Source organism: Pseudovibrio sp. Ad37, from assembly GCF_001623075.1.
In the GTDB taxonomy this organism is placed as follows: Bacteria; Pseudomonadota; Alphaproteobacteria; order Rhizobiales; family Stappiaceae; genus Pseudovibrio.
Genome location: NZ_LMCF01000004.1, coordinates 1 through 25,725, shown reverse-complemented (window position 1 = coordinate 25,725; position 25,725 = coordinate 1). Strand labels below are relative to the sequence as shown.

Annotated in this window: 25 protein-coding genes and 1 tRNA gene; 10 read left to right on the top strand and 16 right to left on the bottom strand. The window is 51.7% G+C overall.

The window, feature by feature from the left end; all coding sequences use genetic code 11:
• Positions 1–41: 41 nt before the first annotated feature.
• The 3 genes from PsAD37_RS00400 to PsAD37_RS00390 form a co-directional block, all read right to left on the bottom strand.
• Positions 42–1,211, bottom strand: a complete 1,170-nt coding sequence (locus tag PsAD37_RS00400; protein WP_063294472.1) for a murein L,D-transpeptidase family protein — start codon at positions 1,209–1,211, stop codon at positions 42–44.
• A gap of 242 nt (positions 1,212–1,453) precedes the next feature.
• Positions 1,454–2,410, bottom strand: coding sequence for an acetyl-CoA carboxylase carboxyltransferase subunit alpha (locus PsAD37_RS00395; RefSeq protein ID WP_063294471.1), 957 nt, complete (start codon positions 2,408–2,410; stop codon positions 1,454–1,456).
• Between the two features lie 177 nt (positions 2,411–2,587).
• Positions 2,588–3,451 (bottom strand): DUF3108 domain-containing protein, encoded by an 864-nt coding sequence (locus tag PsAD37_RS00390; RefSeq protein WP_082827102.1) that lies wholly within the window; start codon positions 3,449–3,451, stop codon positions 2,588–2,590.
• Between the two features lie 339 nt (positions 3,452–3,790).
• Between PsAD37_RS00390 and rpmB the strand changes: the two genes are divergently transcribed.
• Positions 3,791–4,078, top strand: a complete 288-nt coding sequence (gene rpmB, locus PsAD37_RS00385; RefSeq protein WP_057463517.1) for a 50S ribosomal protein L28 — start codon at positions 3,791–3,793, stop codon at positions 4,076–4,078.
• 69 nt (positions 4,079–4,147) lie between these two features.
• Complete coding sequence (locus PsAD37_RS00380; RefSeq protein ID WP_063294470.1) at positions 4,148–4,750, top strand: VUT family protein; 603 nt, start codon at positions 4,148–4,150, stop codon at positions 4,748–4,750.
• 104 nt (positions 4,751–4,854) lie between these two features.
• On the opposite strand, the gene PsAD37_RS00375 is transcribed toward PsAD37_RS00380, so the two are convergent.
• The 4 genes from PsAD37_RS00375 to PsAD37_RS00360 all read right to left on the bottom strand — a co-directional run bounded on the left by PsAD37_RS00375 (position 4,855) and on the right by PsAD37_RS00360 (position 9,566).
• Positions 4,855–5,976 carry an esterase-like activity of phytase family protein gene (locus PsAD37_RS00375; RefSeq protein ID WP_063294469.1) on the bottom strand — a complete coding sequence of 374 codons (1,122 nt, stop codon included), beginning with the start codon at positions 5,974–5,976 and terminating at the stop codon, positions 4,855–4,857.
• The gene (cobT, locus tag PsAD37_RS00370; RefSeq protein WP_063294468.1) at positions 5,973–7,862 is read right to left on the bottom strand and encodes a cobaltochelatase subunit CobT; all 1,890 of its coding nucleotides are present in this window, start codon (positions 7,860–7,862) and stop codon (positions 5,973–5,975) included. The genes PsAD37_RS00375 and cobT overlap by 4 nt, the downstream gene beginning before the upstream one ends.
• 10 nt (positions 7,863–7,872) lie before the next feature.
• Positions 7,873–8,859 (bottom strand): cobaltochelatase subunit CobS, encoded by a 987-nt coding sequence (gene cobS / locus PsAD37_RS00365; RefSeq protein WP_063294467.1) that lies wholly within the window; start codon positions 8,857–8,859, stop codon positions 7,873–7,875.
• An 86-nt stretch (positions 8,860–8,945) separates the two neighbouring features.
• Positions 8,946–9,566, bottom strand: a complete 621-nt coding sequence (locus tag PsAD37_RS00360) for a J domain-containing protein (RefSeq protein WP_063294466.1) — start codon at positions 9,564–9,566, stop codon at positions 8,946–8,948.
• Between the two features lie 131 nt (positions 9,567–9,697).
• Here PsAD37_RS00360 and PsAD37_RS00355 point away from each other — a divergent pair, with 131 nt between their 5' ends.
• Entirely contained in the window at positions 9,698–9,961 is a 264-nt protein-coding gene (locus PsAD37_RS00355) for a BolA family transcriptional regulator (RefSeq protein ID WP_057463511.1), read from the top strand.
• A gap of 182 nt (positions 9,962–10,143) precedes the next feature.
• On the opposite strand, the gene PsAD37_RS00350 is transcribed toward PsAD37_RS00355, so the two are convergent.
• The 3 genes from PsAD37_RS00350 to PsAD37_RS00340 are packed head-to-tail and all read right to left on the bottom strand — an operon-like array spanning position 10,144 to position 13,183.
• Positions 10,144–11,442, bottom strand: a complete 1,299-nt coding sequence (locus PsAD37_RS00350; protein WP_057463510.1) for an HlyC/CorC family transporter — start codon at positions 11,440–11,442, stop codon at positions 10,144–10,146.
• Entirely contained in the window at positions 11,439–12,563 is a 1,125-nt protein-coding gene (gene aroB / locus PsAD37_RS00345) for a 3-dehydroquinate synthase (RefSeq protein ID WP_063294465.1), read from the bottom strand. The genes PsAD37_RS00350 and aroB overlap by 4 nt, the downstream gene beginning before the upstream one ends.
• Positions 12,560–13,183, bottom strand: a complete 624-nt coding sequence (locus PsAD37_RS00340; protein WP_153039655.1) for a shikimate kinase — start codon at positions 13,181–13,183, stop codon at positions 12,560–12,562. Before PsAD37_RS00340 ends, aroB begins: the two co-directional genes overlap by 4 nt.
• 299 nt (positions 13,184–13,482) lie before the next feature.
• Here PsAD37_RS00340 and PsAD37_RS28245 point away from each other — a divergent pair, with 299 nt between their 5' ends.
• Together PsAD37_RS28245 and PsAD37_RS00335 are read left to right on the top strand one after the other, a co-directional pair.
• Positions 13,483–13,623, top strand: a complete 141-nt coding sequence (locus PsAD37_RS28245) for a hypothetical protein (protein ID WP_167550253.1) — start codon at positions 13,483–13,485, stop codon at positions 13,621–13,623.
• Positions 13,624–13,630: 7 nt separating this feature from the next.
• Positions 13,631–14,554: a site-specific tyrosine recombinase XerD gene (locus tag PsAD37_RS00335; RefSeq protein ID WP_063294463.1), complete on the top strand. Its 924-nt coding sequence runs from the start codon at positions 13,631–13,633 to the stop codon at positions 14,552–14,554.
• 69 nt (positions 14,555–14,623) lie between these two features.
• Here PsAD37_RS00335 and PsAD37_RS00330 read toward each other — a convergent pair.
• Positions 14,624–14,708: transfer RNA gene (locus tag PsAD37_RS00330), tRNA-Leu, on the bottom strand.
• 263 nt (positions 14,709–14,971) lie between these two features.
• Between PsAD37_RS00330 and PsAD37_RS00325 the strand changes: the two genes are divergently transcribed.
• Positions 14,972–15,550 carry a YqaA family protein gene (locus PsAD37_RS00325; protein ID WP_063294462.1) on the top strand — a complete coding sequence of 193 codons (579 nt, stop codon included), beginning with the start codon at positions 14,972–14,974 and terminating at the stop codon, positions 15,548–15,550.
• Between the two features lie 113 nt (positions 15,551–15,663).
• The gene (locus tag PsAD37_RS00320) at positions 15,664–16,191 is read left to right on the top strand and encodes a disulfide bond formation protein B (RefSeq protein WP_063291163.1); all 528 of its coding nucleotides are present in this window, start codon (positions 15,664–15,666) and stop codon (positions 16,189–16,191) included.
• Positions 16,192–16,277: 86 nt separating this feature from the next.
• Here the strand turns inward: PsAD37_RS00320 and ppa are convergent, their stop codons facing one another.
• Positions 16,278–16,814, bottom strand: a complete 537-nt coding sequence (ppa, locus tag PsAD37_RS00315; RefSeq protein WP_057463505.1) for an inorganic diphosphatase — start codon at positions 16,812–16,814, stop codon at positions 16,278–16,280.
• 135 nt (positions 16,815–16,949) lie between these two features.
• Here ppa and PsAD37_RS00310 point away from each other — a divergent pair, with 135 nt between their 5' ends.
• From PsAD37_RS00310 to PsAD37_RS00300, 3 genes are all read left to right on the top strand, one after another.
• Entirely contained in the window at positions 16,950–17,546 is a 597-nt protein-coding gene (locus PsAD37_RS00310; protein ID WP_063294461.1) for a hypothetical protein, read from the top strand.
• A gap of 471 nt (positions 17,547–18,017) precedes the next feature.
• The gene (locus tag PsAD37_RS00305; RefSeq protein WP_063294460.1) at positions 18,018–18,422 is read left to right on the top strand and encodes a DUF2794 domain-containing protein; all 405 of its coding nucleotides are present in this window, start codon (positions 18,018–18,020) and stop codon (positions 18,420–18,422) included.
• A gap of 270 nt (positions 18,423–18,692) precedes the next feature.
• A complete protein-coding gene (locus PsAD37_RS00300) occupies positions 18,693–20,858 on the top strand; it encodes a hypothetical protein (protein WP_063294459.1) in 2,166 nt (721 codons plus the stop codon).
• A 271-nt stretch (positions 20,859–21,129) separates the two neighbouring features.
• Here PsAD37_RS00300 and PsAD37_RS00295 read toward each other — a convergent pair whose 3' ends face one another.
• The 4 genes from PsAD37_RS00295 to PsAD37_RS00280 form a co-directional block, all read right to left on the bottom strand.
• Entirely contained in the window at positions 21,130–22,254 is a 1,125-nt protein-coding gene (locus tag PsAD37_RS00295; RefSeq protein WP_063294458.1) for a cystathionine gamma-lyase, read from the bottom strand.
• Between the two features lie 232 nt (positions 22,255–22,486).
• Complete coding sequence (locus tag PsAD37_RS00290) at positions 22,487–23,767, bottom strand: MFS transporter (protein WP_063294457.1); 1,281 nt, start codon at positions 23,765–23,767, stop codon at positions 22,487–22,489.
• A gap of 109 nt (positions 23,768–23,876) precedes the next feature.
• On the bottom strand, positions 23,877–24,734 hold the full coding sequence (locus PsAD37_RS00285; RefSeq protein ID WP_063294456.1) for a CPBP family intramembrane glutamic endopeptidase: 858 nt from the start codon (positions 24,732–24,734) through the stop codon (positions 23,877–23,879).
• Between the two features lie 183 nt (positions 24,735–24,917).
• On the bottom strand, positions 24,918–25,286 hold the full coding sequence (locus PsAD37_RS00280) for a group 1 truncated hemoglobin (protein WP_063294455.1): 369 nt from the start codon (positions 25,284–25,286) through the stop codon (positions 24,918–24,920).
• Positions 25,287–25,725 lie beyond the last annotated feature (439 nt).

The following is a 25,725-nucleotide window of genomic DNA, read 5'->3' as shown; positions in this document are numbered from 1 at the left end:
CCAGCGTACATAAGTCAGGCTAGGTTTTGATTAACACAACGTCACAATTGCGGTTTGATGCGTGGTGCAGGGGCGGCTGGGTATGGATTTACGACCTCTGCAACGATCTTCTTCTCTTCACCAACACGACTGTTAGAGAACAGGGATGTGAAGTAGCTGAAAGCACGTTCTGATTCAGAGGCTTTTTGCGGTGCTGGGGATGGTTCCTCAGATGCCAGCGCCAAAACTTTTGCAGCTTCTACATTCACAGGCGTTGCGTTTGGTGTTTCTGCTTTTGCGACGTCAGTTGTTGAGGTGCCACCAAAGAACGCTGCAATCTTTTCTTTGCGGCGTTTACTGCTTTCCATAGCGATCTGGATCTCAGCGGTTTCGCGTGCATCCCGGGTTTGCTTTTCTGCTACTGCCACTGCGATGTGCTCAGGCACTGTGTAGGCAGGGCAAGCGCCGCGCGCGTTGAATTTGGTTCCGCGTGCGACTGCCTTCGCGTTGAAGACATATTCTTTTTCACAGACTTCAATGGATGGTGGGCGTTTGGTGACTTCAAAGTGGTCATAGCCACGCTTCAGCATGCGCCAGAATTCATAATGCTCGGAACTTGCGTTCTTGGCCATGTTGTCCGGTGTCATGCGGAATGGGAAGGCCTGAACCTGAAACTTTCTCTGACCGCCAAGGAAGCTATCGCGACCAAGAGAGTAGATATCTGCAATCTGCTCGTCTGTCATGGCGTAACACCCACGAGAAGAGCAGGCACCATGGACCATCAAGTTTGAGCCTGTGCGGTCATGAGCGCGGTCAAATTTGTTCGGGAAACCAAGGTTGAATGCGAGATAGTAAGAGGAGAACGGGTTCATCAGGCCTGGAGTGACTTCGTAGAAGCCTTCTGGTGCCTGCCGGTCGCCTTCCTTAATCTTCGGGCCGAGTTTGCCAGACCATTTGCAGATCTCATAGGTTTCCAGCAAAGCATACTGGCCTGATTTGGTCTGTTTCCAGATCTCCAATTCAGACTCTTGCTTGAACAGACGAACCATGATTGGAGACTTGAGCTCCATATCCTTGGATTTCATTCTGTTGGAAAGGCTTTTGCTCACAGGTTGCTGATGCTTCTCAGCGCCAAACTCTGTTCCCTGACAAGCGGCTAGCGTTAAAGCCAGCGCAAGCGCAGCAGCACGCTTTACGTTCTTGCCAGTCTCTCCCTGAAACACTCTAATCATGTGCTTGACCCACCATGCTGGGGCTAGTTTGCCCGAACCCCAATCTCGACTCGATACTAAGACTATCTGGGTTAAGGTTGATCGAATCTTACCACAGATCATTCTCTCTGAGATTGTGGGGTATTCCCCAAGATGCACTTTCCCCCGAGTTTGATTGGATCAAACAAAAAAGGCATCAGATATACTTCTGATGCCTTTTATAAAAAATTTAGTGGATACCCACAATAAATCCTAGGTTCGAATCAGCCGAGTTCACGACCTATGCGTAAGAACTTCTCGCGACGCTGCTTCTTGAGCTCGTCTGCAGATTGACCGGCCATCTTACTCAAAGCAGTTTCAATCGAGTTGCCAGCGCGATCAATTACGATCTCTTTTGCGCGGTGAGCACCGCCGATTGGCTCTTTGATGATCTCATCAATGACGCGGAAGCTGGAGAGGTCTTCTGCAGTGATCTTCATGTTAGTTGCCGCGTCTTGTGCACGGGTGCTGTCGCGCCAAAGAATGGATGCGCCTGCTTCCGGTGAGATCACGGAATAGATGGAGTGTTCCATCATTGCAACGTGGTTGGTGGTTGCAATTGCAATTGCACCGCCTGAGCCACCTTCACCAATGACGATGGAGATGTTTGGAACGCCAAGACCGAGGCACATGTCAGTTGAGCGTGCGATCGCTTCTGCCTGACCGCGCTCTTCAGCACCGATCCCTGGGTATGCACCTGCAGTGTCCACGAAAGAGACAACAGGGATGTTGAAACGATTTGCCAGTTCCATGATGCGGACGGCTTTACGGTAACCTTCCGGACGTGCCATGCCGAAGTTATGCTTCAGGCGGCTTTCGGTGTTGTTACCTTTTTCCTGGCCAAGAATAGCGACTGATTGTCCACGAAAACGACCAAAACCTGCAATAATTGCGCAATCCTCGGAGAATTTACGGTCACCAGCAAGAGGTGTGAAATCTGAGATCAAAGTGTCGATGTAGTCCAGCGCATGCGGGCGATCTGGATGGCGAGCCACCAGAGTTTTTTGCCAAGGCGTCAAGCGGGAATAGATGTCGCTGAGTGCCTGATCTGCTTTTTCCTGAAGACGAGCAATCTCGTCTTCCACATCAACCGCTTCTCCACCTTCAGCCAGGATTTTCAATTCCTGTACTTTACCTTCAAGGTCAGCAACTGGTTTTTCGAATTCGAGGTAACTGCGCATATTGGATATTCACTCGTAACAATCTGCGGGCTAGACCCGCCGACTAAAAGACGTTGGACCGCGCTATAATTTTGGCGCGACACTGGCGACAGCTGGGTCATCTGTCAAGGCTTTGCATCACAAATGTGGGTGTTTGAACCCCTTCAGACAAGAAGGTTTGGGATTAAAGTGCAAATCCTACCTGGAAGCTGTTTTTTTGCGAAGTCCTGACGTTTGAGGCATATTGAGTTCTGCTGCTTCCAGGACAAGTGTACCTGTCGATGTCGGAATGGAGACCCTGTAAGGAATAAGAATACGGGTGTTTCCGATTGGTGCGAGCCATGTCTCAATGTTTGCGTTTTTGGCCAGATACTGAACAGCCTTTTTCTCTGGACGGTGTCCAGCAACGGGTTCCCAGCGAGCGGAACAGACGACAACCGGACCGTTGTAGCCTTTGCCTGAGACTTCACGCACTTCTTTGAACTTCATATTGATATTGAAGCGCGCCCAACCATCATAGATTGGCAGTTTGCGATTACATACTGATGGATCAAGTACTTTTGAGCGGGACGGTGCGCGTACAATCGCTGCACTTAACGGGTCCATCGCATTGAGCTTGTGCTCGCCAGTGACCTTAACGCGGGTCTTGGACGGTTTGTATTTTGGAGTGACCTGGGTTGTACGGACATGGCCAGATCCCTGACCGAGATTGACATAGAAATCTCGGTTGGATGCACGAGAGGCCATGGTGTAGGTGCTTGGAAGGACTTTTGCGCCTTTCATCCACCCGGTCGCGTGTGCGCCGCCTTTGCCTGTGGAGAAGAGGGTTCCAATACCAGCTGGCTCCATACCCACTTTTGCGGAATAGGCGTTCTCTCTGAGGATAAGCGATAAGGAGCCTCTTGCCACAGTGAAGCCTGCATAAGAAATATTGTAGACGCCGCCGAGGCGCTCTGTTTTCCCCAGAGCAGCTGTGGATAGTGTGCCTAATGAAAGTGCTGCGACGGCTATTACGCTCGATTTGCCAAGAAAATTGCAAACCTTAGAAACTGTTACTTGCACGATACTGTACCTCCGCAGCCGCAGACATTCGCGCCTGACAGCCTGAGAACTCAGGAAACTGAACAAAAAATTCAAACTCATTGAAATATGAAACTACCTAAACATGGTAACACGGTGGTTAAGAGATGTGAGTTTGTTCGAGTTTTGATTGAAAAATGGGCTTCGAACAGGCAAATAGGCAGCAAAGCCTTGACGAATTCTGCTGTACTAATTATAGCAAGCCAACTTTTCCGTACAGGGCCGGAGGTGGTTCCGCGTGACCGTGGTGTCCGCGACCTGCCGGTTTTAACAGAATGCGCCCAAAAATGAGGGCGCCTACAAATTAAAAGGGTGACCCTCATGGCACGCCGCTGCGAACTTACCGGTAAAGACGTGATGACCGGCAACAACGTGTCTCACGCAAAAAACAGGAGCCGTCGTCGGTTCTTGCCAAACCTTTGCAATGTTTCCCTGATGAGTGAGACTCTCGGCGAAACTTACAAACTGCGTATCTCTGCACACGCTCTGCGTTCTGTTGAGCACCGCGGTGGTTTGGACGCATTCTTGGCGAAAGCAGTTGAAGCTGAGCTTTCTCCTAAAGCGCGTTTGCTGAAGACCGAAATCAAGCGTCGTCAGGCAGCTGCTTAATCACATCATTCTTGAAAGGGATTGAACGTGACTAAGTCGAATACTGCTCGACCACTGGCTCTTGCTATTATGGCAATGACCACAGTGGTCGTTGCTTCGAATTACCTTGTTCAATTCCCTGTTCAGGGAATGTTCGGGGCTGTTAATCTAGCAAACCTGCTTACTTGGGGTGCATTCACTTATCCAGTGGCATTCCTTGTAACTGATTTGATTAACCGACAGTTTGGTCCTGCTGCTGCACGCAAAGTCGTGTACGCTGGCTTTGCTGTTGCAGTTGCTCTTTCTATTGTTTTGGCAACACCACGCATCGCAATTGCGTCAGGAAGTGCATTTCTGATTGCTCAGTTGCTGGACGTGACTGTGTTCCATCGTCTTCGTGATGGTCGTTGGTGGAAGGCGCCTGTCGTCTCTTCTACACTCGGTACCATGCTCGATACCGCGCTGTTCTTTAGCCTTGCTTTTGCTACACAGTTTGCGTTTTTGGGTTATCACGATGCGTTTGCGGTAGAAGTTGCACCATTGTTTGGTGTGTTTGCTCTGGAAGTTCCTCGTTGGGTTTCCTGGGCGATTGGTGACTTCAGCGTAAAGATCATCGTTGCGATGAGCATGCTTGTTCCATACCGCATCGCATTGGGAGTAATCGGCGCGGTACCTGCTTCGCAGCGCGGATAAGCTGTTCGTTTGAAAAGAATTTAAAGAGGCATCGGATTTGGTTCCGGTGCCTTTTTTTGTTTTTGGGATTGAATGTCGGTGCAGCTCACAAAGACAGTAGTCGTTTACCGAGGCTTCGGTTTTGGCGCTGGGACGATCTTTGCTTCTTTGGGTGCTCGAACGAATGGCTCTCTGAAAGGTTCGTTGTCCGTCAGGATGAAGCGCAGCAGCAAGGTGCGCTGCAAGAATGAGCGGTTATCATCTGACATGAGGGATAAGACTGTCTCTCCAAAAGCGTTCATGTGAACGCTCAGAGCTTCCATATTATCAATCTGATAACTGAAATCAGCGGTCAGGAGCGTTTTGCCTGTATGGAGATGGTCTGGCCGCAGGTTGGAGCCATCCAGCTGCCTGATGCGCATCCCAAGGCCTTCTGAGAGGTTGAACAAACGCTCCAGGATCAAAAGGTCGCCATTGGGAAGGAAGGCAGCATCCGTAACATCGTAGTTGCCTTGTTTTCCTATCCAGAACTTCCCCGGACGCGGGCCACCGATGATCCACGCTGGCCTGTTGTGCTTCAGAGACTTCCCGCGTTCGGCGATCGTTATGATCGCGCCCGAAAGTGGAGAATTGGGAGGGGCAACAGCAACAGATTCAAGGCTCTTGTTCTTTGCTAAACCTCGGATCTCTTTGGGAATCAACAGGTGCTTGGCGCGTTCTTCGCCTGTTTCCAGGTTAAGCGGGTATGTCATGATCCCGCCTTTTCCTTCATGGCTGACGAAAATACGAGGTGTGTTGGCTGAGCCGCCAATGCTCAGACCTTCTGTGTCGGCCCTGTAGGTGCGTTTGAGCTTTCTGCCCTTGCTGTCCAGCAGGGTTGCTGTTTCCGCACCCAGCAGCTTGAGAGGCTTTCCTCGGCTGGTCTGGGATAGTTCGCCGCGCAGCCAGTGGCCGCGATCTGAGACAGCAATGATGTCTGAGCCATTGTTGAGCGTTAGCAAGCCGGAATAGCCGCCGAAGCGACTGTTTGAGCTGCTTAGCTCAAGACCTCCGAGAAACATGAGGGGGCCGTATTGCTCTGCTCGGGTACCAGAGAACTTGAAGCGGTTGATTTCCTTGGAGCGGACTTTCATTGGCTGAAAGCCGCTCTGCTGTGCGGTGCTCTCGCTGAAAGGCAAAGAAGCAGCGACTGCGGTTGTTACCGCTGCCGCTGCTCCTGTTAGCAAAATGCGTCGTGTTAATTTCATCGGCGCCCGTGACGTCTACCGCGATCCTGACTGCTGTTTTCATCAAACAAATCAGCAAGCTGATCAGTCATCGCGCCAGCCAGTTCTTCTGCATCTACGATTGTTACCGCACGTTTGTAGTAGCGGGTCACATCGTGGCCGATACCGATTGCGATCAACTCGACCGGAGATCTGTTTTCAATCTCAGCAATCACGCTGCGCAGGTGCTTCTCCAGATAGTTGCCTGGGTTCACTGAAAGCGTGCAGTCATCTACTGGTGCGCCATCGGAGATCATCATCAGGATGCGGCGACGTTCCGGACGTGCAAGCAAACGCTTGTGTGCCCAGTCTAAAGCCTCTCCGTCGATGTTTTCCTTTAGTAGACCTTCTCGCATCATCAGGCCGAGATTGCGTTTGGCGCGGCGCCAAGGGGCATCTGCGGATTTGTAAATGATGTGGCGTAGATCGTTCAGGCGTCCCGGATTAGACGGTTTGCCATCCTTGAGCCATGCTTCGCGGGACTGACCGCCTTTCCACGCTTTGGTGGTAAATCCAAGGATCTCCACTTTCACGCCGCAACGCTCAAGTGTACGTGCCAGAATGTCAGCACATGTGGCTGCTACAGTGATCGGACGACCACGCATAGAGCCGGAATTGTCGATCACCAGAGTGACTACGGTATCACGGAACTCGGTGTCGTTTTCCCATTTGAACGCAAGCGGTTGTAGTGGATCTATGACTACGCGATGGAGGCGGGCGCTGTCGATGATGCCTTCTTCCAGATCGAAGTCCCATGATCGGCTCTGCTGCGCCATCAGCTTACGCTGCAGGCGGTTGGCTAGTCGGGACACCGCACCAGACAAAGAGGCCAGCTGCTTATCGAGGAAGCCGCGGAGACGATCCAGTTCTTCCTGATCGCAGAGGTCTTCTGCTGCAATGATCTCGTCGAATACCTGTGTGAAGATGTGATAGGCATCAGCAGACGGCTGATTGCTGAAGGGATGGTCCCGGCGTTCCTGTTCGCCCGGCTCTTCAGCCTGATCGGACATATCCTCTTCGGAGATATCCTGCATCTCGCTGTCGACGCCTTCGGTTTCGCCGCTTTCCTGCTCTTCGCCGGAAAGTTCCATCTCTTCAGGAGCGCCTTCCTGATCACCTTGATCTTCCTGCATGTCACCAGAGGTATCGGAGCGATCCTCCTGATCCTGCTGGCTTTCGTCGTTGTTCTCGTCGTCGTCCTCTGGTTCTTCTCCCAGCTCATCAGCCATATCGAGTGAGGTGAGAAGATCGCGCATCTGCTTAGCAAATGCGATCTGGTCATCCATGCGGGTGACGAGTTTGTTCAGATCATGATCAGCTTTTTCTTCAACGAAAGGTCTCCAGAGGTCCACCATGCGCTGTGCGCTTTTGGGGATCTCGCGGCCCGTCAGACGTTCGCGTACCAACAAAGCGATGGCATCCTGCATCGGAGCTTCGTCTTTGGTGGTGACTTCTGCGAAGTTGGCTTTGAAGTAACGATCCTCAAGCATGGCGTCGATGTTATCGCCAGCGCCTGGCATACGGACGGCGCCAAGGGCTTCAACTCGGGCTTGTTCGACCGAGTTAAAGATAGCGCGTGCGTTTTCGCCTTGAGGAATGTGCTTGGTGTGAACAGCTGGATCATGACAAGCAAGGCGCAGAGCCATGGAGTCGCCCAAACCGCGAGTAACGGCGACTTCTTCCTTTGTCATCGTGCGGGAAGGTTCCGGCAGACGTATACGTCCGCTGGTCATTCCCGGTTTATCCGGTGAAAAAACAACCTCCAGCTCAGGCTCGCCTGCGATGGCTCTGACTGTAGAGCCCATCGCTTGCTTGAATGGCTGGCTGGCAGGTTTGTTCTTGGCTGAGGAGTTGCTGGTACCTGCCATGTAACTCCCCTTAACTCATGACGATGTTTGCCGCTGATTCAGGGAGGTCTTCCCCGAAACAACGCTGGTAGAACTCAGAGACCAGCGCTTGCTCGGTATCGTCACACTTGTTCAGGAAGGTCAGGCGGAATGAAAAACCGATATCGCCAAAGATTTCAGCGTTTTCTGACCATGTGATCACTGTACGTGGGCTCATCACAGTGGAGAGCTCGCCGTTCATGAAAGCGCTACGGGTCATGTCTGCGACACGAACCATCTTGGAAACGATAGAGCGACCTTCTGCGCCACTGTAGTGTGGAGACTTCGCCAGAACGATCTCGACCTCATTGTCATGAGGCAGGTAGTTCAGTGTGGTTACAATAGACCAGCGGTCCATCTGGCCCTGGTTGATCTGTTGTGTACCGTGGTAAAGGCCGGATGTATCACCAAGACCGACGGTGTTCGCGGTTGCGAACAGGCGGAATGCCGGGTGCGGATTGATCACGCGGTTCTGATCGAGGAGGGTCAAACGTCCGGAAACCTCAAGAACACGCTGGATCACGAACATCACATCTGGACGGCCTGCGTCGTATTCATCAAATACAAGCGCCACGTTGTTTTGAAGAGCCCAAGGAAGAATGCCGTCCTTGAACTCGGTGACGGTGTGACCGTCCTTCACAACAATTGCGTCTTTACCAACAAGGTCGATACGAGAGATGTGGCTGTCGAGGTTTACGCGCACACAAGGCCAGTTCAGGCGGGCTGCGACTTGCTCGATGTGGGTTGATTTACCAGTACCATGGTAACCGGAGACCATCACACGGCGGTTCTTTGCGAAACCTGCCAGGATTGCGAGAGTCGTTGCGCGATCAAACAGATAGTCTGGATCGATGTCAGGAACATGTTCGTTTGGTTCAGCGAAGGCTTGCACTTCCATGTCGCTGTCGATGCCAAATGTCTCACGTACAGAAATTGTTTCGGTCGGCAGGGTTTGAGCGGTTTGCATCGTATCTATCATTTTTCCTCCGCGGCCCCACGTCGAAATCGGGGTAATGAAAATCTAAAAAAATTCTAAGAGATCCGGGAACTGGTCAAACGTATGACCTAGCAATAACCGGATTTCTTGAGCACGTTGTAGGCCTGAATAATCTCGCGCAAGCGGTCTTCCGAAGAGCGGTCGCCACCATTGGCATCAGGGTGATGAATCTTTACCAGCTCTTTATAGCGAGTTTTTATCTCGGCGCCACGGGCGGTTACCCGAAGGTTCAATGTTTCAAATGACCTTTTCTCAAGTGCCAGCACCTTCCGTTGTGGTTCCTGAGGTTGGCTGCGTGCTCCTGTGGCGCTAGCGAAGAAGTTGTGCGGATCGTTAACGTCTTCACCACCGATGTTTGTGCGGCTTCCATCGCGGGCATTTGCGGCGTCTGCCTGCGAGTTTACGCCCATTTTCCAGGTTGGGCGATGTCCTGTCATGCTGTCGCGCTGGTAGCTGCGAACACTGTCGTCGTCCATGCCGGAAAAATAATTATACGATTTATTGTAGGCCTTTACGTGGTCTACGCAAAAATGAAAGTACTGGCCTTCCCGATCGCGACCTTTCGGTGCTTTATGGGTGCCAGGCTGGTCGCAACCGTCCCATTCGCACTTTGGGCCTTTTGAGCTTGTTGTGCGTTCTTTGCCGGGTTTTACGCGAATGCTGTCGAAAATGGAGGATGCTTGCTTCATTTTTCGGTTTTCAGTTGCCTTGCGATTGGGTTAGCACCTGCCATAAAGCAGGTAGCCGACATAAATAGAAAAAAGTGACCCTGTTAGGCAAGGCCTTGACGACGGTTTCCTACGTGAGAGATATAGAAAACATGAGCACAAGAGACATCATGATCACTAAACTGGAAGCCGCGTTTAAGCCGCAGCTTCTTGAAGTCACCGACGAATCCGAGAGTCACCGTGGTCACGGCGGCTGGCGCGAGGGTGGACAAACCCACTTCCGGATCAAGATCATATCCACAGCCTTTGAGGGTATGTCCCGCGTCGCTATGCATCGTGCAGTAAACGAATGCGTGGCTGAAGAGATCGCCGGAGGCATTCACGCGCTTGCCATTGAAGCCAAATCTCACACGTAATTGGTTCTTACAGTAATTGGTACATTGGCACAGCTAAATCAATGCGGCAAATGGCTAGTACGTTGCAGGCGCTCGTGTTTTACCCGTTTGCGTTGTTATGTGCGTTGATTTGAGCGTTTTACGATAATTTTGCGTTCTTTAAGGGACTGCAGAAAAGGAAATGGGCCCGGCTGGGCCCATTTTTATTTGCTGGCTTTTTTCGCATCCTGAAGCGGGCTGAGCGCCATCATGCGCAAGCGCGTGATGCGGTTCTTTTCCCGGCTCAGGACTGTGAAGCGGAATCCGTGGAAGGTGAAGATCTGACGTTCCTCGGGGATCATTTTTGCTTCGTGAATAACGAGACCTGCGATGGTTGTCGCTTCGTCGTCTGGCAGGTTCCAATCAGTCGCTCTGTTGAGGTCGCGAATCGGAACTGAGCCTTCGACGATCACGGAACCATCTGCCTGTGGTTTGAGGCCGGGCAGTTCGATGTCGTGTTCGTCTGCAATCTCACCGACGATCTCTTCCAGAATGTCTTCCAGCGTGACGAGGCCCATCACTTCGCCGTACTCGTCTACCACGAGAGCGAAGTGGGTTTTGCGCTTCAGGAAGGCGTTGAGCTGGTTCTGAAGGCTGGTGGTGTCCGGTACGAACCAAAGCGGGCTCATGACCTTATCCAGCTCGAACTTCTCCATATCGCCTTTGAGGTTTGCGATTGCGCGCAGAACATCCTTGGCGTGGAGCAGGCCGACCATATTGTCGGGATCATCACGCCATAGCGGAATACGGGTGAACGGGCTGGCCAGCACTTCTTCCACCAGCTCTTCCGGTGGCAGGTCGGCATTGAGTGCGAACAGCTTGGTGCGATGAACCATCACGTCCGACACTTCAAGCTCAACCAGATCCAGCAGGCCGCCAATACGGTCTTTATCCGCTTTGATCAGGCCGCCTTCTTTATGCTGAAGGTCCAGTGTGCCGCGCAGCTCTTCGTGTGCTGACAGGACGGCTGTGGAGTCATCAATGCGAATGCCGAAGATGCGCAGGACGAGGCGTACAATTACCTCGATGGCGGCAACGATCGGTCCAAAGACAATCACCAGCACGCGAACAACAGGTGCAACGCTGAGTGCGAATTTCTCTGCGTTTGCGATTGCCCAGGTTTTTGGCAGCACTTCAGAGAAGATCAGGACCAGAAGAGTCATGACCAGCGTTGCGTAGGCGACGCCTGCGTCTCCGAAGAGCTTCAGGAACAGGGATGTTGCGAGTGCAGAGGCCAGAATGTTGACAAGGTTGTTGCCGAGCAGCAGTGCGCCGATGAGGCGCTCTCTGAACTCGATCAGTCTTGCAACAATAAGCGCTCTTTTATTACCGGATTTGACCAGCGCATGCATACGGGCGCGTGATGCTGCTGTCAGGGCAGTCTCCGACCCGGAAAAAAAGCCCGAAAGAACGAGCAAAATTACAATAGCGACAACGGAAGCCCAGAAAGCGTAGTCCGTCATTTGCCGAGTTTCTCCTCAAGAAACGCGCGGAGGGGTTCCGCGCTTACAGTTTTATCGACATAGGAAGTGCCGATGCCTTTTGTAAGGATAAAAGTGAGCTGACCACGACTTACTTTTTTGTCCTGTGCAATCAAGTCCATAAAAGTGTCGATTGGTGGTAGCTGACCGGGGATCTGATCAATGCGCGTTGGCAGGCCGACGGCTTCCAAGTGCGTGATGACACGCTTGGTGTCTTCTGCCGGGCACAGGCCAAGCTGCTCAGAAAATTCATGGGCCAATACCATGCCGATGGAAACGCCTTCTCCGTGCACCAGTCGTTCAGTCTCATAGGCAACGGCACCTTCCAGCGAATGGCCGAAGGTGTGACCGAGATTGAGCAGTGCGCGGTTGCCGGATTCCAGCTCGTCTGCAGCAACAACAGCTGCTTTGGCGCGACAGGAATGGGCGACTGCGTGTTCTCGTTCAGGCCCGCCAGCGAAGATACCTTCCCAATTGGCTTCCAGCCATTCGAAGAAGTCCGGATCATTGATCAGGCCGTATTTGGCAACTTCTGCATAGCCAGCGCGGAAGTCACGCGGGCTGAGCGTATCCAGAACGGATGTATCTGCCAGTACAAAGGCAGGCTGATGGAACACACCGAGCAGGTTTTTGCCATGGCGGGAGTTGATGCCGGTTTTGCCGCCGACAGAACTGTCGACCTGAGCGAGTAGGGTGGTCGGGATCTGAACGAACTTCATGCCACGGCGAACAACACCGGAGACGAAGCCGGAAAGATCGCCGACAACGCCGCCGCCTAAGGCGACAACAGCATCGCCGCGCTCAAGGCGCAGGGCGAGAATATCATCGCAGAGGCGCTCGAAGATCTCAAAACGTTTGGTTTTTTCGCCTGCAGGCACGACAAGTGTGCTGAACTCAACACCTGCGGATTGGAAGCTTTCTTCCAGTGCCTTCAAGTGGAGTTTCTTGACGGTCTCATCTGTGATGATGACTGTTTTGGCACCTGGGAGGCGGGTGGAGACTTCTTCTCCAGCGCGTTTGATCAGGTTGCGGCCAATGAGGATTGGATAGCTACGGTCGCCCAGATCGACATTGACGAGCGTGGCGTTATTTTCTTCTGTCACTTTCCAACCTCGTTATTTTCAGGTGCCTCATCAGAGAGAGGCGGTAGTCCTTTTTCCAAAGCGATCAGGATTTCTTCCATAACTGCTTCATGGGTCACATCACGCGACCAGATTGCCATGTCCGCTTCTTCATAGATCGGATAGCGCTCATCCATCAGCTTTTGCATGGTTGCCTCAGGATCCGCAGTTTGCAGCAATGGCCGGGTAGGGCGCTTGCGCACGCGGGTCATGATGACAGACAGCTCAGCCTTCATCCAGATGGAGATGCCCTTTTCCTTGATGCGGGAGCGTGTCTCTTCATTGATGAAGGCACCGCCACCTGTTGCGAGGACTTGTGGCCCTTCGTCTAACAGGCGTGCAATGACACGCTTTTCACCTTGCCGGAAATAGCTTTCACCGTGTTCAGCGAATATCTCTGAGATAGAACGATCTGCTGCTTTTTCAATCTCTGAGTCTGCATCAATAAAATTGAGAGCGAGATATTGAGCCAAACGGCGACCTACTGTGGATTTGCCACAGCCCATAATGCCAACAAGTACAATTGGCTTAGTGCCGAGGCGCTTCAAAATATCTTGCTGTCGTTGACGTTTTTTGTCTGACTTTGTGTCGTTTGCAGTCACGCCACGCCCTCGCCGATTCATCTACTCTTACTTACGCTTTGACATTATCACACCTTGTCCTGTCAAGGTTCTAGACCAAGAGTGTTTGCCAGCATTTAACTGCTAATTTTCTACAGAAACCGTAGGTGCCCCTTCACAGGCCTGGAGGATATCGCAAAATACGCGGTACACTGGGTGCCTTCGGGTTGAATCTTCACAGTGAAACGGTCTATTTTTGATTGTGAAGTATACTGCTACACCCCACCATCTGCGGGTGATTTAGGGGTATCCAGATTTATACGGGAGCATCCGGTTCTGCCATGCCAACATTGATGCGATTGCTGTCTATCATAGGTTTGATCGTTACTGGCGCTGTGCTGAGCATGTATCTGCTTGTCAGCTACGTTGAGCCGGAGCCACGTGAAATTATCGTCGAAATCCAAAAGGAAGGCTTCGAATAGGCTTTTTATGCGTCGAACTCTTGAGACTGAACGCTTTTTTGAAATGTTAAGCGTTGAGCGCGTCAGTGCGTTCAATACGTTGGAAAGCTACCGAACTGACCTGGAAGATTTTGATAGTTTCCTGAGTACGCAAGGTGTGGACCTGCTTGCTGTGCAGGTCACGGATGTCCGTGCCTATCTCTCTGACCTTACTGACCGCGGGTTTGCGGCCTCCTCTCAGGCGCGGCGTCTTTCGGCTCTTCGGCAGTTCTACCAGTTCTGTTATGCCGAGGATATTCGTGATGATGATCCAACCCGAACCGTTGCTTCTCCGCGTAAAGTCTCAACTCTTCCCGGTGTGTTGAGTGAGGAAGAAGTGGATCGGTTGATCGGCAAAGCAGAACAGTTGGCTACTATCACACATGATAGTGATGCGAAGCAGATCAGAGCGGCACGTGTCTACACACTGCTGGAAGTGCTTTATGCGACGGGCCTGCGTGTTTCTGAACTTGTGTCCTTGCCAGTGTCAGCGGCGATACGTGACAGTCGTCTTATCACCGTGAAAGGGAAGGGTGGTAAGGAACGGGCTGTTCCTCTGTCTCCTCGTTCACAAAAGGCCATGGTTGAGTATGTGCGGCTGCGCGCATCTTTAGGGGCCTATGCGGACAGCGTTTGGCTGTTTCCCTCTCACGGAGAGAGTGGGCACTTTACGCGTCAGGCGTTTGGGCGAGACTTGAAGGCACTTGCGCTGGAAGCGGATATTGACCGCAACAAGGTTTCTCCGCACGTACTCCGCCACGCCTTTGCCTCCCACCTGTTGCAAAACGGTGCTGATCTTCGTGTGGTGCAGCAGCTGCTTGGGCATGCGGACATCTCAACAACGCAGATTTATACCCACGTGCTGGAAGAGCGCCTACAGAAGCTGGTGGAAGACCATCACCCGCTGGCGTGAGGTCACAATCAACTCAAGACGCATGTGTAGCGTTGGATGAAAGCGCTTAAATTTTGGGGAAGAGAAGAGTGGTGCCCCCGGCCAGACTCGAACTGGCACTTCCGAAGAAATCGGATTTTGAATCCGACGCGTCTACCAGTTCCGCCACGGGGGCAACGGTTGGTAAGGGCGGAATATATCGAGATGGGGTGCGACGTCAATATTTTGATTCAGCTAACCACAGCATTTGTCAGCCTATACTTATATATATTTACGGGGGAAAAGCGCGGTGAGGTCATATTTCCACCCATAATCCTGTGATTGCTGCTGATGATTGAGGTAGGACTCCAGCGTGGGGCTGCTATTGAATGTTACCGCATTGTGAAATGAACTGTATTCTTCACCTGAATGATCGATTGTTTGGAGCACTGCTGACTTATGCTGCGTCGCCTTTATGACTGGACCCTTTCTCTTGCTGCCGGACCGCGTGCACCCCATGCGCTGAGCGCAGTCGCTTTTGCTGAGAGCTCTGTGTTTCCGCTTCCGCCGGATCTGTTGCTTATTCCTATGTGTGTGAGTAAGCGCCATCGGGCCTGGTTTTATGCTGCGCTTTGCACTGTTGCCTCTGTACTGGGCGGTTTGCTGGGGTATCTCATTGGTGCTGTCTTGTTTGAGGAAGTGGCGAAACCGATCCTCGCGTTTTACGGTTACATGGATAAGTTTGACCAGTTTAAGCAAATCTTTGAGGACTGGGGCTGGTGGTTTGTGTTTATCGCTGGTTTGACGCCATTTCCGTACAAAGTAATAACTATTGCGAGTGGTGTTTTTGCTCTGAATCTCCCAGTATTCATTGCGGCGAGCATTGTCTCTCGTGGAATTCGGTTTTTTGCGGTCGCAGGGCTTTTGTACCTGTTTGGACCAGCAATTCGGGATTTCATCGAAAAGCGGCTGGGGCTGGTGTTCACTGTGTTTGTGGTGCTGCTGGTTGGTGGTTTCGCTCTGATCAAGTTTCTTTAAAGCGGCTGTCGTTTCTTTGAGAATGGGACAGTTGCTTTAATCTGTTTTGTGGCGCGTGTTCTTTGGAGTGCTGGTTTGGAGCCTCGGGAATGCGCAGGAGAGGTTAATTGGAAATGCTAGGACGCTTTTTTGCGCTGCTTCTGAAAGATCCGCTCACCTCTGGTGCTGCGCTGGTGACACTGGGTAGTGCCACTGCGTTGGCGACCGCGTGGGGTTTTGAGCTTATTGGTGGTTTCAAGCCATGTCCGCTGTGTCTCATTCAGCGTAATCCGTACTACGCTGGTCTGGTGCTGGGTATTCTGGCGTTGATCTTTACCCGGACCGAGAAGCTGCGCTGGGTTTCTGTGCTGGCGCTGCTGGGTGCGGCTGGTGGTTTTCTGTATGGCGGCGGTGTTGGCATCTATCAGGCTGGCGCAGAGTGGGAACTCTGGCTTGGCCCTAATGATTGTGCCGCTGGTGGCAGCATGGAGTTGGGATCTGCTTCCAACATGCTGCAGAGCCTTGCGACCACAAAAGTTGTGAGCTGCTCTGTTGCGCAGTTCCGCATCTTTGGTCTGTCGTTTGCCGGATTGAATGCGATTTATGCGAGTGTGATGGTGTTTATTACGTTGTGCGGTCTGGTGCTTCCTCGTAAGAGCTGAGGTTCCAGCGCTTTGTTTTGATATGAAAAAAGCCCGGGGCTCTACGCAGCTCCGGGCTTTTTTGTGTCAGTCACAAAGAGAGGGGTTTAGCCTTCTTCTTTGTTGTAGCGCTCGATGCTTTCTACGATCAGACGCTTTGCTTCGTCCGCACCGTGAATGCCGGTGATCTTCACCCATTTGTTTGGCTCAAGATCTTTGTAGTGCTCGAAGAAGTGCTCAATCTGCTTGATGGTGATTTCAGGCAGGTCTTCGATGTTGTGTACGGATTCGTAACGACGGGTCAGCTTGCTGCTTGGGACAGCGATGATCTTCTCATCCTGACCGGACTCGTCTTCCATGACCAGAACGCCGATCGGACGGCAGCTCATGACGGCGCCTGGAACGATTGGGCGCTGGTTCACAACAACTACGTCGATTGGGTCGCCATCACCGCACAGGGTGTGTGGAACGAAGCCGTAGTTGCCCGGGTAACGCATAGGGGTGTAGAGGAAGCGATCGACGTACATTGCGCCGGATTCTTTTTCCATCTCGTATTTGATCGGCTCACCGCCAACTGGAACTTCAATAATGACATTGACGTCCTCAGGTGGGTTCTTACCGACAGGAATACGATCGATACGCATTTATGTATACTCCAATTTCATTTGCTGCCTGTATTACAGGGGCATCGGCCTGTTGCAAGATATATTTCGCAGTCGAGCTTGCGTAATTCGTTCAAGTAATTTCTGACGAATAACTCTGGGATAAGTGGGTGCTTAATGTTGAAGAATTTTCAGTTTCTCATTGTTGCCATGACCGGAATTTTTGTTTGCACCACCGCTTTGGCCGAGAGTGTTTATTCCACGCTGGATTTAAACGAGACATGCGAGCTTCAAGACACCCCCGAAAATGCAGTGGGCTCTGCCGTGTGGGTGTGTCAGGGGTATAACGGTATCCCCGTTTACGTGGCTGAGGGTGATTTGCGGTTCTTCGTCAGTTATGGCGAGCAGGCGCGCGATGAACCTGCGGCGACGCAAGGCCTGAGTCCGTGGAACCGGCTTGGCTCCACCATTGAGTGGGTGCTGGAAGGTGGTGAGCCTGTGGCGACCATCTTGCGGTGGCATACGGACATTCCGGCGGATGTTGCGGGGGATGATAAAGCGGATGCTGATGGGTATTATCGCGGGCAGGTGCTGGTGATCACTCAGCTGGGACAGGGTAAGACCTGTCACATCGGCTACGTGGATGCGCGTGCGACCAAGAATGCCAATAAGCTGGCGCGGGATGCTGCGGGGCTTTTGGCCGGAATATGGGATTGTACCAGCCAACCGAAACTACTTGGGGGTGGTGGCCTGTCCCTTGGTCTCACTGATTAAGAGCCAGCGGTTTATCGCAGCGATAAGTTGTAGGGGGAAGCGGTTCGGTTCTCCTTCAGCACTGTGACGAGTGGGTCAACGGGGGGTAGGGGTGAGAGTCTTCACCACAGCTCCACAGAACCGAACCTGCTTGGGCAACAACGATAATTTGGCTGGCATTCGTGGCTCCTCAATGACCCAATTGGGGCGAAATAGAGAAACTACTGTGACAATTTTAGCGTGTACTCTGAATTCTCACGGGGTCCTTTGCCGGGCAACAAAAGGAGGTTCCCTTGCGTTCTTTCAGGCTTTGCCGCAGGATGGGCGGATTATGTGGTAAAATGGGGTTGCCGATGGCTTAGCGTGCGTCGCGGATTTTCAAATTCACGCTGCGTGCTCAACCAGATTGCCTCGGCGCATCCGCGATGCGAGAGCCGATATTCTGCTTTCTCCGGGATGCCCAACCACAGGATCTGAACGCAGGAGGCCTTCATGAGTGAAGGGGATGATATTGCAATAGTGTCTGGGAGCGTTCGCTCTCTTGATGGCGGTTCCAACAGTGCTGCCGTTCATCGAAAACCGAACCTCCCGAAACCGATAGTTGCTTTTCATCGAACGGAACTCGATCAGATCCTCAGGCTTTACGGGCGCATGGTTGCCAGCGGCGAGTGGCGTGATTACGCCATCGGCCATGGGACAGACAAGGCGATCTTCGCCATTTTCCGCCGTGCTAGCGAAATGCCGCTCTACCGCATTGAAAAAGACCCCAAACTTGCCCGCAAACAAGGCGCCTACTGCGTTGTTGGTACTGGCGGCGTGATCCTCAAACGCGGCCACGAGCTGGCCAACGTGCTCAAGGTGCTTGAGAAAAAGAAGCATTTGCGCGTGGTGGAGTGATCGGCCTTTCTTTAGGCTGCGTCTATACTAACTAAGTATTGAGAATGAGACTGGCCGTGTTTTTGATCCACGGCTAGGAAAACTGCCAGGCGCAACTCTCAGTTTTAATTGTACTTCATAAAACGCGTTGATAAGGAGATGCAGGATCTAAGCTGCGGCTATCTCTTGCCACAACGAATTAGTTGAGATTTACTTCGTTGAGTAATTAGTCATTTGCTGGATATCTAGGTATAAGCTCTTAAAGAACAGTCGTATTTTGAGGCAAACCCCATGCGAGTTTTGAAATGTAGCTTTGGTCAACATTATAATGAGTACGTTGATGTTTTAAACGATGACATGTCGCGTAGGTTTTTGCTTCGCCCTTTCGATAAGATATCGGTTTATGATGTTGCAAAAAGTAAGGCACAGCTCTTCTGCCTCGCCCGATCGTACAGAAAAGGGTCCCAAAACCACATAACCGAGTTAGCGGTCTTTGATATCAATAGCGGTGCAGAGATTAAGCGAGTAAAGCTACCGTTTCAGGCATACACCGTAACCTATCTAGAGCATAATAAGGTGCTCGCGATTCAGTTTTTGGAACGAGAACTTCATTTTTTAGATGCAAACTCGCTGGAAGTGATGTGGCAAACTGAACCATTTTATGTGCCTGAACTGAAGCAGAAAAAGAGCTTCTTCGGGAGCCAGTATTATGCGCAAAGTTACAAGAGTACAGCAAACAAATCGTATCCTTACCCGCCCGGGTGTGCTTACCTCAAAGATCGCGTATTTGAAGACACTGCCGGCAGTATCTGGGGGCTAGTAGCATCAAGTCACGGTGAGCGGAAAGATGAAATTATAGGAACAAGTGCTGGAGTGTTGTCCTTCGACTTGGCCGCACAAAAGCACACTTTTTATCCCGTGGAGTTTTCCCCATGGAGTGCTCCTGCTCTATTTTCACCCAGTCCGGATGGAAAACTTGTTCTCAGGCATTCTCCTCAGGAGGAGTTTGGCCCATCGTATAGAACAAATCGAGATACCAAGGATGAATACTGGCTGATAGAGCGAAAGCATCTTGATTTATGGTCAGTGCCTAACCAAACGCCGCTTTGTCGATTGCATGTATCAGATGTGCCTGTTGGCAATTATAAGAGCAGGCACGATAGCATTACTGAAAAGCAATTTCGCAGGTTGGCGGCTTGGACAAAGCAAAGTCGTGACCAATACCGTCTGCCATTTAAGCATCCTCCAAGAGTCAAGAAAGTTCACGAAGGGATCCGAGTTCTATCAAAACTAGGAGGTGCGCTCGGAGGGCAATCTATTCGTTCGGTTTATTGGGAGCCGGACAGTAAAGCGTTTTGGGTCGCGTGCCGTGGTAGTTTGCGAAGAATATGTATAGATGGGACACGTGGCCCATTATTGTTCTTTGAACGATACTTGAACGATGAAAATCGCGCTCTTCTAGATCACAGGCCTGCTGGAACGGATATTGGAAATGGCGAAGTCTATCCAATGATGCAGAACCTATTTGTCTCATCTGTGAGTTCTACTGAAAAAGACATCAGTATTGAGTTTTCTCATGAGGTTGTATCCATCCCGAAAAGCATCGCGATGTCAAAAGCTCCAATGCTTATTGTTCAGGACGACATGATTACTATTCAAGCTAACCTATCAGTTACGGCTGCTGATATTGCGCCATTTACTCCAGGGCTAGTTCAAATCAAATCATGGGAAGAAGTGGATGTTCAAGAAGGATTGTTACAACTCGCTCACACTTTAAGGAGCGATCTTCTTAGCCTTACTTCTCAAGGGATTAGCCTTATTTTCCAGGTTGGCCCAGATTTCTTCGAAGAGAAGCAGTTTGTTGAAGAGCTAGGAACAAAGGACATTGCTGTAACTAGTGGCGTCAAAGCTGTTATTGATGCTTGGTGCGACTCACTACGTCAGCACAAACTAACATTTAAAGGGGGGGAAGACGCAGCTGGTCCGCTTGCTCGCTTCCTAGAATACCTAGCTGAGCGAGATGATTTTTGCTCAGATCAACTTCGAGCTTATTGTACCTTGCGCGATGGAGAGTTCGAAAGATACTCGCGCGATACTGTTTTGAATGAGTATCTCGAGCGGTTGGAGTTGAACCGTCCTGATCTGTGGCAACTCACGATCTTATATACAATGCTCTTTGGCCGTGATGGTTCGTCATTTGTTGAAGACGGTGGGCCTTTATCAGCTTGGGTCGTAACTGGAATTTTGGAGAAAGCCAGAACAAAGCTCACGCCTGAAGAGTTTATGCGAATGATTCAGGAAGAGTTTGAATACTTTGAAGCTCAACCAGATGTTTTTGCGGCATTTGGCACGCATAAGCAAGCAGTAGAAGAAGCCAGACAAGACCTCCTAATGCAGTTGGGCCAAAGCTCATGGGACAAAAGGTTTGCAGAAGCATTGAGTGTTGTGAGCAGCTGAGCGTTTATTAATCCAGAACTCATCGCCTTATCATACCCACCGTTTGCTCTTACCGTGTTGGCGATTGAAAAGAGTATCATTGGCCGCAAAATAGCGCTTTCAAGAAAGCGATGGTGCTTACTTAGGATACTCACTGACGCCAGAGTGCTATTCAAGTGAGTCTCAGCAGTCGATTTTGGGAGGCACTAAATGATCGGGGGGGAGACGAGGACTGTGATGAGGGTGTGAGAGAAGGGCAGTCTATAAAACTGCCCTTTTGAGTACATGCCCTTTAAGTCCGCTCTTTCGAGACCCGCTCCAGTGCTTCTGAAAACGCCTGCCAGAGCTCTTCTACCGGCTCACACCCCACAGACAAACGAATAAAGGCCGGATCTACTGCATCACCCCAGCGTGCACGCCGTTCTGCTGAGCTATGAACGCCGCCAAATGAGGTGGCAGGGCGCAAGAGGGTGCATGAATTGATGAACTGTTCAGCCTGGGCTTCTGTTTCAAGCGTGAGGGAGATCAGGAACCCAAACCGTGTTTGCTGCGCTTTGGCCAATGCGTGGGCTGGGTCCGTTTCCAAACCAGGGAAACGAATAGACTTTACGGCTGGATGATTTGCAAGACGCTCTGCGAGCAGGGCTGCAGACGTACACATTCGATCATAGCGCACATCCAGTGTTTCGAGGCCTCGATGCAACAGCCATGCTTCTTGTGGGCCGGGGATGCAGCCGGAAAACTTACGCCACTCTTCGACGGCCTTTAAAATCTCATGGTTTCGGCTGGCGACATGACCCATCAGGGCGTCGGAATGGCCTGCCATGGATTTAGTGTCTGAGGAGACGACAAGATCTACACCAAAATCTAATGGTCGCTGACCAAGCGGTGTCAGGGTTGTATTGTCACAAATCGTGATGCCACCTGCGGCGCGTACAGCAGACGCAATTGCTGTTAGATCCAGCAGGTCAAGGCCCGGATTTGAAGGTGTTTCCAAGAACACAACGCTGAACCCATCAAAGCCGCCTGTGGTAAACTCAGCGGTGTCCCGCTCAACGACTTCAACGCCGAACTTAGCCAGAAACTGGCTGGAGAGGATGCGGGTTACATAATACCCATCTGCCGGGACCAGTAGCCGATCTCCCGCTTTGAGCGTTGCGAAAAGAGCCGCAGAAATTGCAGCCATTCCGGAGGGAAAACAAAGGCAAGGCGCTGCTTCGAGATGAGCGAGCGCATGTTCAAGCTGGGTCCATGTCGGGTTGCTGACACGACCATAGTTTGGGAAGTCTTCAGGCAATCCTGGAAGATGGTACATGGAGCTTTGCACCAAAGGTAACGCAATCGGTTCACCCTTAGACAGGTTCTGACCGCGCAGATGCAGGAACTCGCCCATGTTTGGTGAAGTGCGTTGTGTCATGCGGAATCTCCCATTGGATCGTATCAGCGCGCGCTCCGCACTGAGATGTTGTTTATGCTGGCCTTTATGAGGGGGGCTCAACGGTCATTACAGTGATGGTAATGTACGCGTAACGGAGATGTCTATCTTCCTATCAAATAGGAGAAAGTATCCTTTTGATGAGCAGCGTGTTTTCAGCTTAACACATTACTTTTTGCATTAGGGAGCTCGCTTAAACATGAGGTGCTGAGGGTTATGCCAATGCGTTTTGCAGCCGTGTTGTTGCGATCAGTTTGGGCAGACGCCAGATGATTGGGAGGGAGATGAGGACTGCGATGAGGATATAGTAGACGGGGGCGTAGTCCTTGCCGGTCTGGGTTACCAGATATGTGGCGACGATTGGGGTGGTGCCGCCGAAGAGGGCCATGCTTAGATTGTATCCGAGCGCGACAACGCTGCAGCGTAAGTGATCCGGCGCCATTAGGGTGAGGGCTGTGATGGAGAGCGCCCATCCGACTGTGCTTGTTAAGGTGAGACCGAACTGCCCAAGAAAAACGGATGTGATGTCCTCTTGAAGCATAAGCCACCAGCAAGGGCCCGCAAGGATGAAGGTTGCCAAGGCCCCAGCGAGAAAAGCTGGCCGCAACCCAAACCGGTCCGCCGCTAGTCCGCAAACCGGAATAAACAGAGCCATAACAATCAGGTTGAGTGTTGTGACATTGAGAGCCGTGGATGCGCCAAAGCCTGGCTCCGCGCTTAAATACGAGACTGCATAGACGTAAATTACAAAGTAAATCACAGCGGTTGGAATGAGCAGCAAAATCATTTGCCCGATCAAACCAGAATGATCTCGCAGGCTTTGCCAGACAGGTGATGAGTTATCTGCCGGGTCTTCGTCCAGCACTGTATCGGTGATGTTTCGCCTGATGACTGCGCTGAAAATTGCGACCAGCGTGCCGAAACCAAAAGCCAGACGCCATCCCCAATCCGCCATCTGTTCGGCAGAAAGAAGGAGGCTGATGCCGGCTGGAACAGCCGAGCCGACGAGGCAGCCGGATATCATGGCACATGCAATCCATGCTCCTGTTAATGCCCGGCGTTCCGGCTCTGCTTGTTCCACCAGAAGGACGCCAGAGGCTGTGTATTCTCCGGCCACGGCAATGCCCTGAACAATCCTCACCAAGACAAGAAGTATGGCTGCGGCAATCCCGATTTGATCATATGTGGGTAGCACGGCAATCGCGAGAGAGCCTCCGCCCATCAGCAGGACGGAGATCATCATGGCCGTCTTTCGGCCCACACGGTCTCCAATATGGCCGAAGATTACACTGCCGATAGGGCGCGCTGCATAGCCGACAGCCAGCACGGCGAATGCAGAAAGCAGTGAAGCCACTCTGTTTTCTAACGGGAAAAATTGGGTGGCAATTGTTGCCGTGAGAAAGCTGTAAACGGTGAAGTCATACCATTCCAGAACGTTTCCACTCGTTGCAGCGATGATTGAACGTGGTGTTAGCCTCGTTTGCGATCTGGACATTCAACCACCCTTTGTTCCGAGAGCTCGAGGCCTTGAAGTGCGAGCACGTGACAGAGCAATGATTAGCAGCATTCCCTTACGGAAAAGGTATCGTGGGTGGTTGCCTGCCTTACTTCGCCAACATGGGGTAGGTGAAGAAGAAGATATGGGTGAGGTTGACGAGGAAGTGGACGCCTATGGCGGCTTCTACACGACCTGATTTCCAGAAGGTGGCGCCGTAGAAGAGCCCGGCGACGAAGGCAAAGGCTGCGTAAGGCAGGCCTCCATCCAGGTGGTAGTAGGCGAAGTGGAGCGAGGAGATCACGAGTGCCGCGGTGCCTGCCCAAAAGCTGCGCCCGAGCTTTTCCATCAGCTGGCCCATGATGAACTGGCGAAAGAAGACCTCTTCTGCCACGCAGGTGAACAGCAGGTTTGCGAAGATCCAAATTGGTAAGAAGGGCACCAGTTTCGGGTCGAACACCACCAGCCCTGCGGCGTAGGTTGCGCCGATCAGTACTGCCGCCGCTGGGAAGAAGAACAGCAGTGTTATGCGCAGGCTGCGGAGCCAGTCTTTGGCTGTGCGGATGCGGGGTGCTGCAAAGAGAAACAGCAGGAAGCCCAGAGCCGCCTTATCGAAATTGAGGTAAAGCGAGTATGGCACAGCATCCGGGCTGGTTTTTGCACCAGACAGGACCTGAAGATTGTGAAAGCCGGGAGCTTCATGCGTCATCACCAGATGCCCTGCCAGCAGCAGCAGACCAACCATCAAGTAATAAAGCCAGACAGGGTGCTTTTGCTGGAACAGGACCGCACTGACCACAGCCCAGCTGAGAACGAGCAGGAGCCCGGTTGCATTCAATACGCCTGCGGTGACTGCAAGGACCAGCGAGAGAGCGAATAAGGTGAGCGGCACCCATCGCTGTGTGATGAGCGGGACGCTTGCAATAGCTAACCCGAGACTAAGATAGGCACTCAATGAAAGCGGCATGATGAAACTTTGTGGGTGTCGCAATGGGCGGAAAAACGAACTCTCTGAAACTGTGAGGTAAAGCTGCCGCTAAGTCAAATGTGCAATGGTTGGGTTGCGCGGAAGGAAGCATCACCCGGCCTGAACTAAGCGGCCAGATACCGGGGGATGCGCGTTTAAATGCTCTGGAAAATAATCGGGGTGCTAAACCAGAATTTCCTCTTTCAGGCTGCTCACGAACCCAACTGTGTCGTTGAACTCAGCTTCTGGCAGGCTGAAGGCTTCCAGCGTGGCTTTCAGGTAGGCTAAAAATACGTCCCAATCTGCTTCGGTGATGCCCATGCCGGTGTGTGTGATCACCATGTCGCGGCCTGTGTAGTACAAAGGTCCGCCGGCGCTGTTTGCCAGATAATCAATCAGGAGCTGCTTTTCTCTGGCGATCCCATCATCACCGCGGTTTTGCCAGAAGCGTCCAAGCAGCTCATCGCTCTGTAGGCGTGGGAGGAGATTATTGACGACTGCAGAAATCGCGTCATAGCCGCCGAGGCGTTCGTATAAAGTTTTTTCGCTCATAATTCAGACCTTTTGTCTTAGGGGTTAAAGGGCTGAGGCTAAACATCATTTAGGTAAATCTACTTGATGAATGTTAAGTCTGCATATTTCATGGATAAACAGGCTAAGGTCATTCATGTGGTTAGAGTGAATAGTGTTAACCTGTTGAAATTGATGGTGTTTTGTGTGTGAGGGAAGGGTGTTTTGAGGTGATATGAGTACTGATTAGGAAACAGTGGGCTCTTCACGGTATTTCACAGTGTTTTGAGATTTTGGGATTGATTACAATGAGGTAGCTTTGTTGCCATCCTCATGAGTGGTTGCTAGACACTTTTGAGCCTCCCCCTTTGAAGTGGTCCACGCCTATAGTTAGGAAACCGGAGGACCATAGATGGCTATCAAGCGCCCCAAACCTGAAGATATTGTTGTGAAGTTACGGCAGGTTGAAGTTCTGATGGGG

Coding starts and splice junctions, on each gene's coding strand:
- PsAD37_RS00355 (WP_057463511.1), top strand. CDS start 9,698: ATGAGCACAAGAGACATCATGATCACTAAACTGGAAGCCGCGTTTAAG.
- PsAD37_RS00380 (WP_063294470.1), top strand. CDS start 4,148: ATGGCAATGACCACAGTGGTCGTTGCTTCGAATTACCTTGTTCAATTC.
- PsAD37_RS00290 (WP_063294457.1), bottom strand. CDS start 23,767: ATGTCCAGATCGCAAACGAGGCTAACACCACGTTCAATCATCGCTGCA.
- PsAD37_RS00300 (WP_063294459.1), top strand. CDS start 18,693: ATGCGAGTTTTGAAATGTAGCTTTGGTCAACATTATAATGAGTACGTT.
- ppa (WP_057463505.1), bottom strand. CDS start 16,814: ATGCGTATCGATCGTATTCCTGTCGGTAAGAACCCACCTGAGGACGTC.
- PsAD37_RS00310 (WP_063294461.1), top strand. CDS start 16,950: ATGTTGAAGAATTTTCAGTTTCTCATTGTTGCCATGACCGGAATTTTT.
- PsAD37_RS00325 (WP_063294462.1), top strand. CDS start 14,972: ATGCTGCGTCGCCTTTATGACTGGACCCTTTCTCTTGCTGCCGGACCG.
- cobS (WP_063294467.1), bottom strand. CDS start 8,859: ATGATAGATACGATGCAAACCGCTCAAACCCTGCCGACCGAAACAATT.
- PsAD37_RS00295 (WP_063294458.1), bottom strand. CDS start 22,254: ATGACACAACGCACTTCACCAAACATGGGCGAGTTCCTGCATCTGCGC.
- cobT (WP_063294468.1), bottom strand. CDS start 7,862: ATGGCAGGTACCAGCAACTCCTCAGCCAAGAACAAACCTGCCAGCCAG.
- PsAD37_RS00400 (WP_063294472.1), bottom strand. CDS start 1,211: ATGATTAGAGTGTTTCAGGGAGAGACTGGCAAGAACGTAAAGCGTGCT.
- PsAD37_RS00360 (WP_063294466.1), bottom strand. CDS start 9,566: ATGAAGCAAGCATCCTCCATTTTCGACAGCATTCGCGTAAAACCCGGC.
- PsAD37_RS00280 (WP_063294455.1), bottom strand. CDS start 25,286: ATGAGCGAAAAAACTTTATACGAACGCCTCGGCGGCTATGACGCGATT.
- PsAD37_RS00320 (WP_063291163.1), top strand. CDS start 15,664: ATGCTAGGACGCTTTTTTGCGCTGCTTCTGAAAGATCCGCTCACCTCT.
- PsAD37_RS00375 (WP_063294469.1), bottom strand. CDS start 5,976: ATGAAATTAACACGACGCATTTTGCTAACAGGAGCAGCGGCAGCGGTA.
- PsAD37_RS00395 (WP_063294471.1), bottom strand. CDS start 2,410: ATGCGCAGTTACCTCGAATTCGAAAAACCAGTTGCTGACCTTGAAGGT.
- PsAD37_RS00350 (WP_057463510.1), bottom strand. CDS start 11,442: ATGACGGACTACGCTTTCTGGGCTTCCGTTGTCGCTATTGTAATTTTG.
- PsAD37_RS00335 (WP_063294463.1), top strand. CDS start 13,631: ATGCGTCGAACTCTTGAGACTGAACGCTTTTTTGAAATGTTAAGCGTT.
- PsAD37_RS28245 (WP_167550253.1), top strand. CDS start 13,483: ATGCCAACATTGATGCGATTGCTGTCTATCATAGGTTTGATCGTTACT.
- rpmB (WP_057463517.1), top strand. CDS start 3,791: ATGGCACGCCGCTGCGAACTTACCGGTAAAGACGTGATGACCGGCAAC.
- PsAD37_RS00305 (WP_063294460.1), top strand. CDS start 18,018: ATGAGTGAAGGGGATGATATTGCAATAGTGTCTGGGAGCGTTCGCTCT.
- PsAD37_RS00285 (WP_063294456.1), bottom strand. CDS start 24,734: ATGCCGCTTTCATTGAGTGCCTATCTTAGTCTCGGGTTAGCTATTGCA.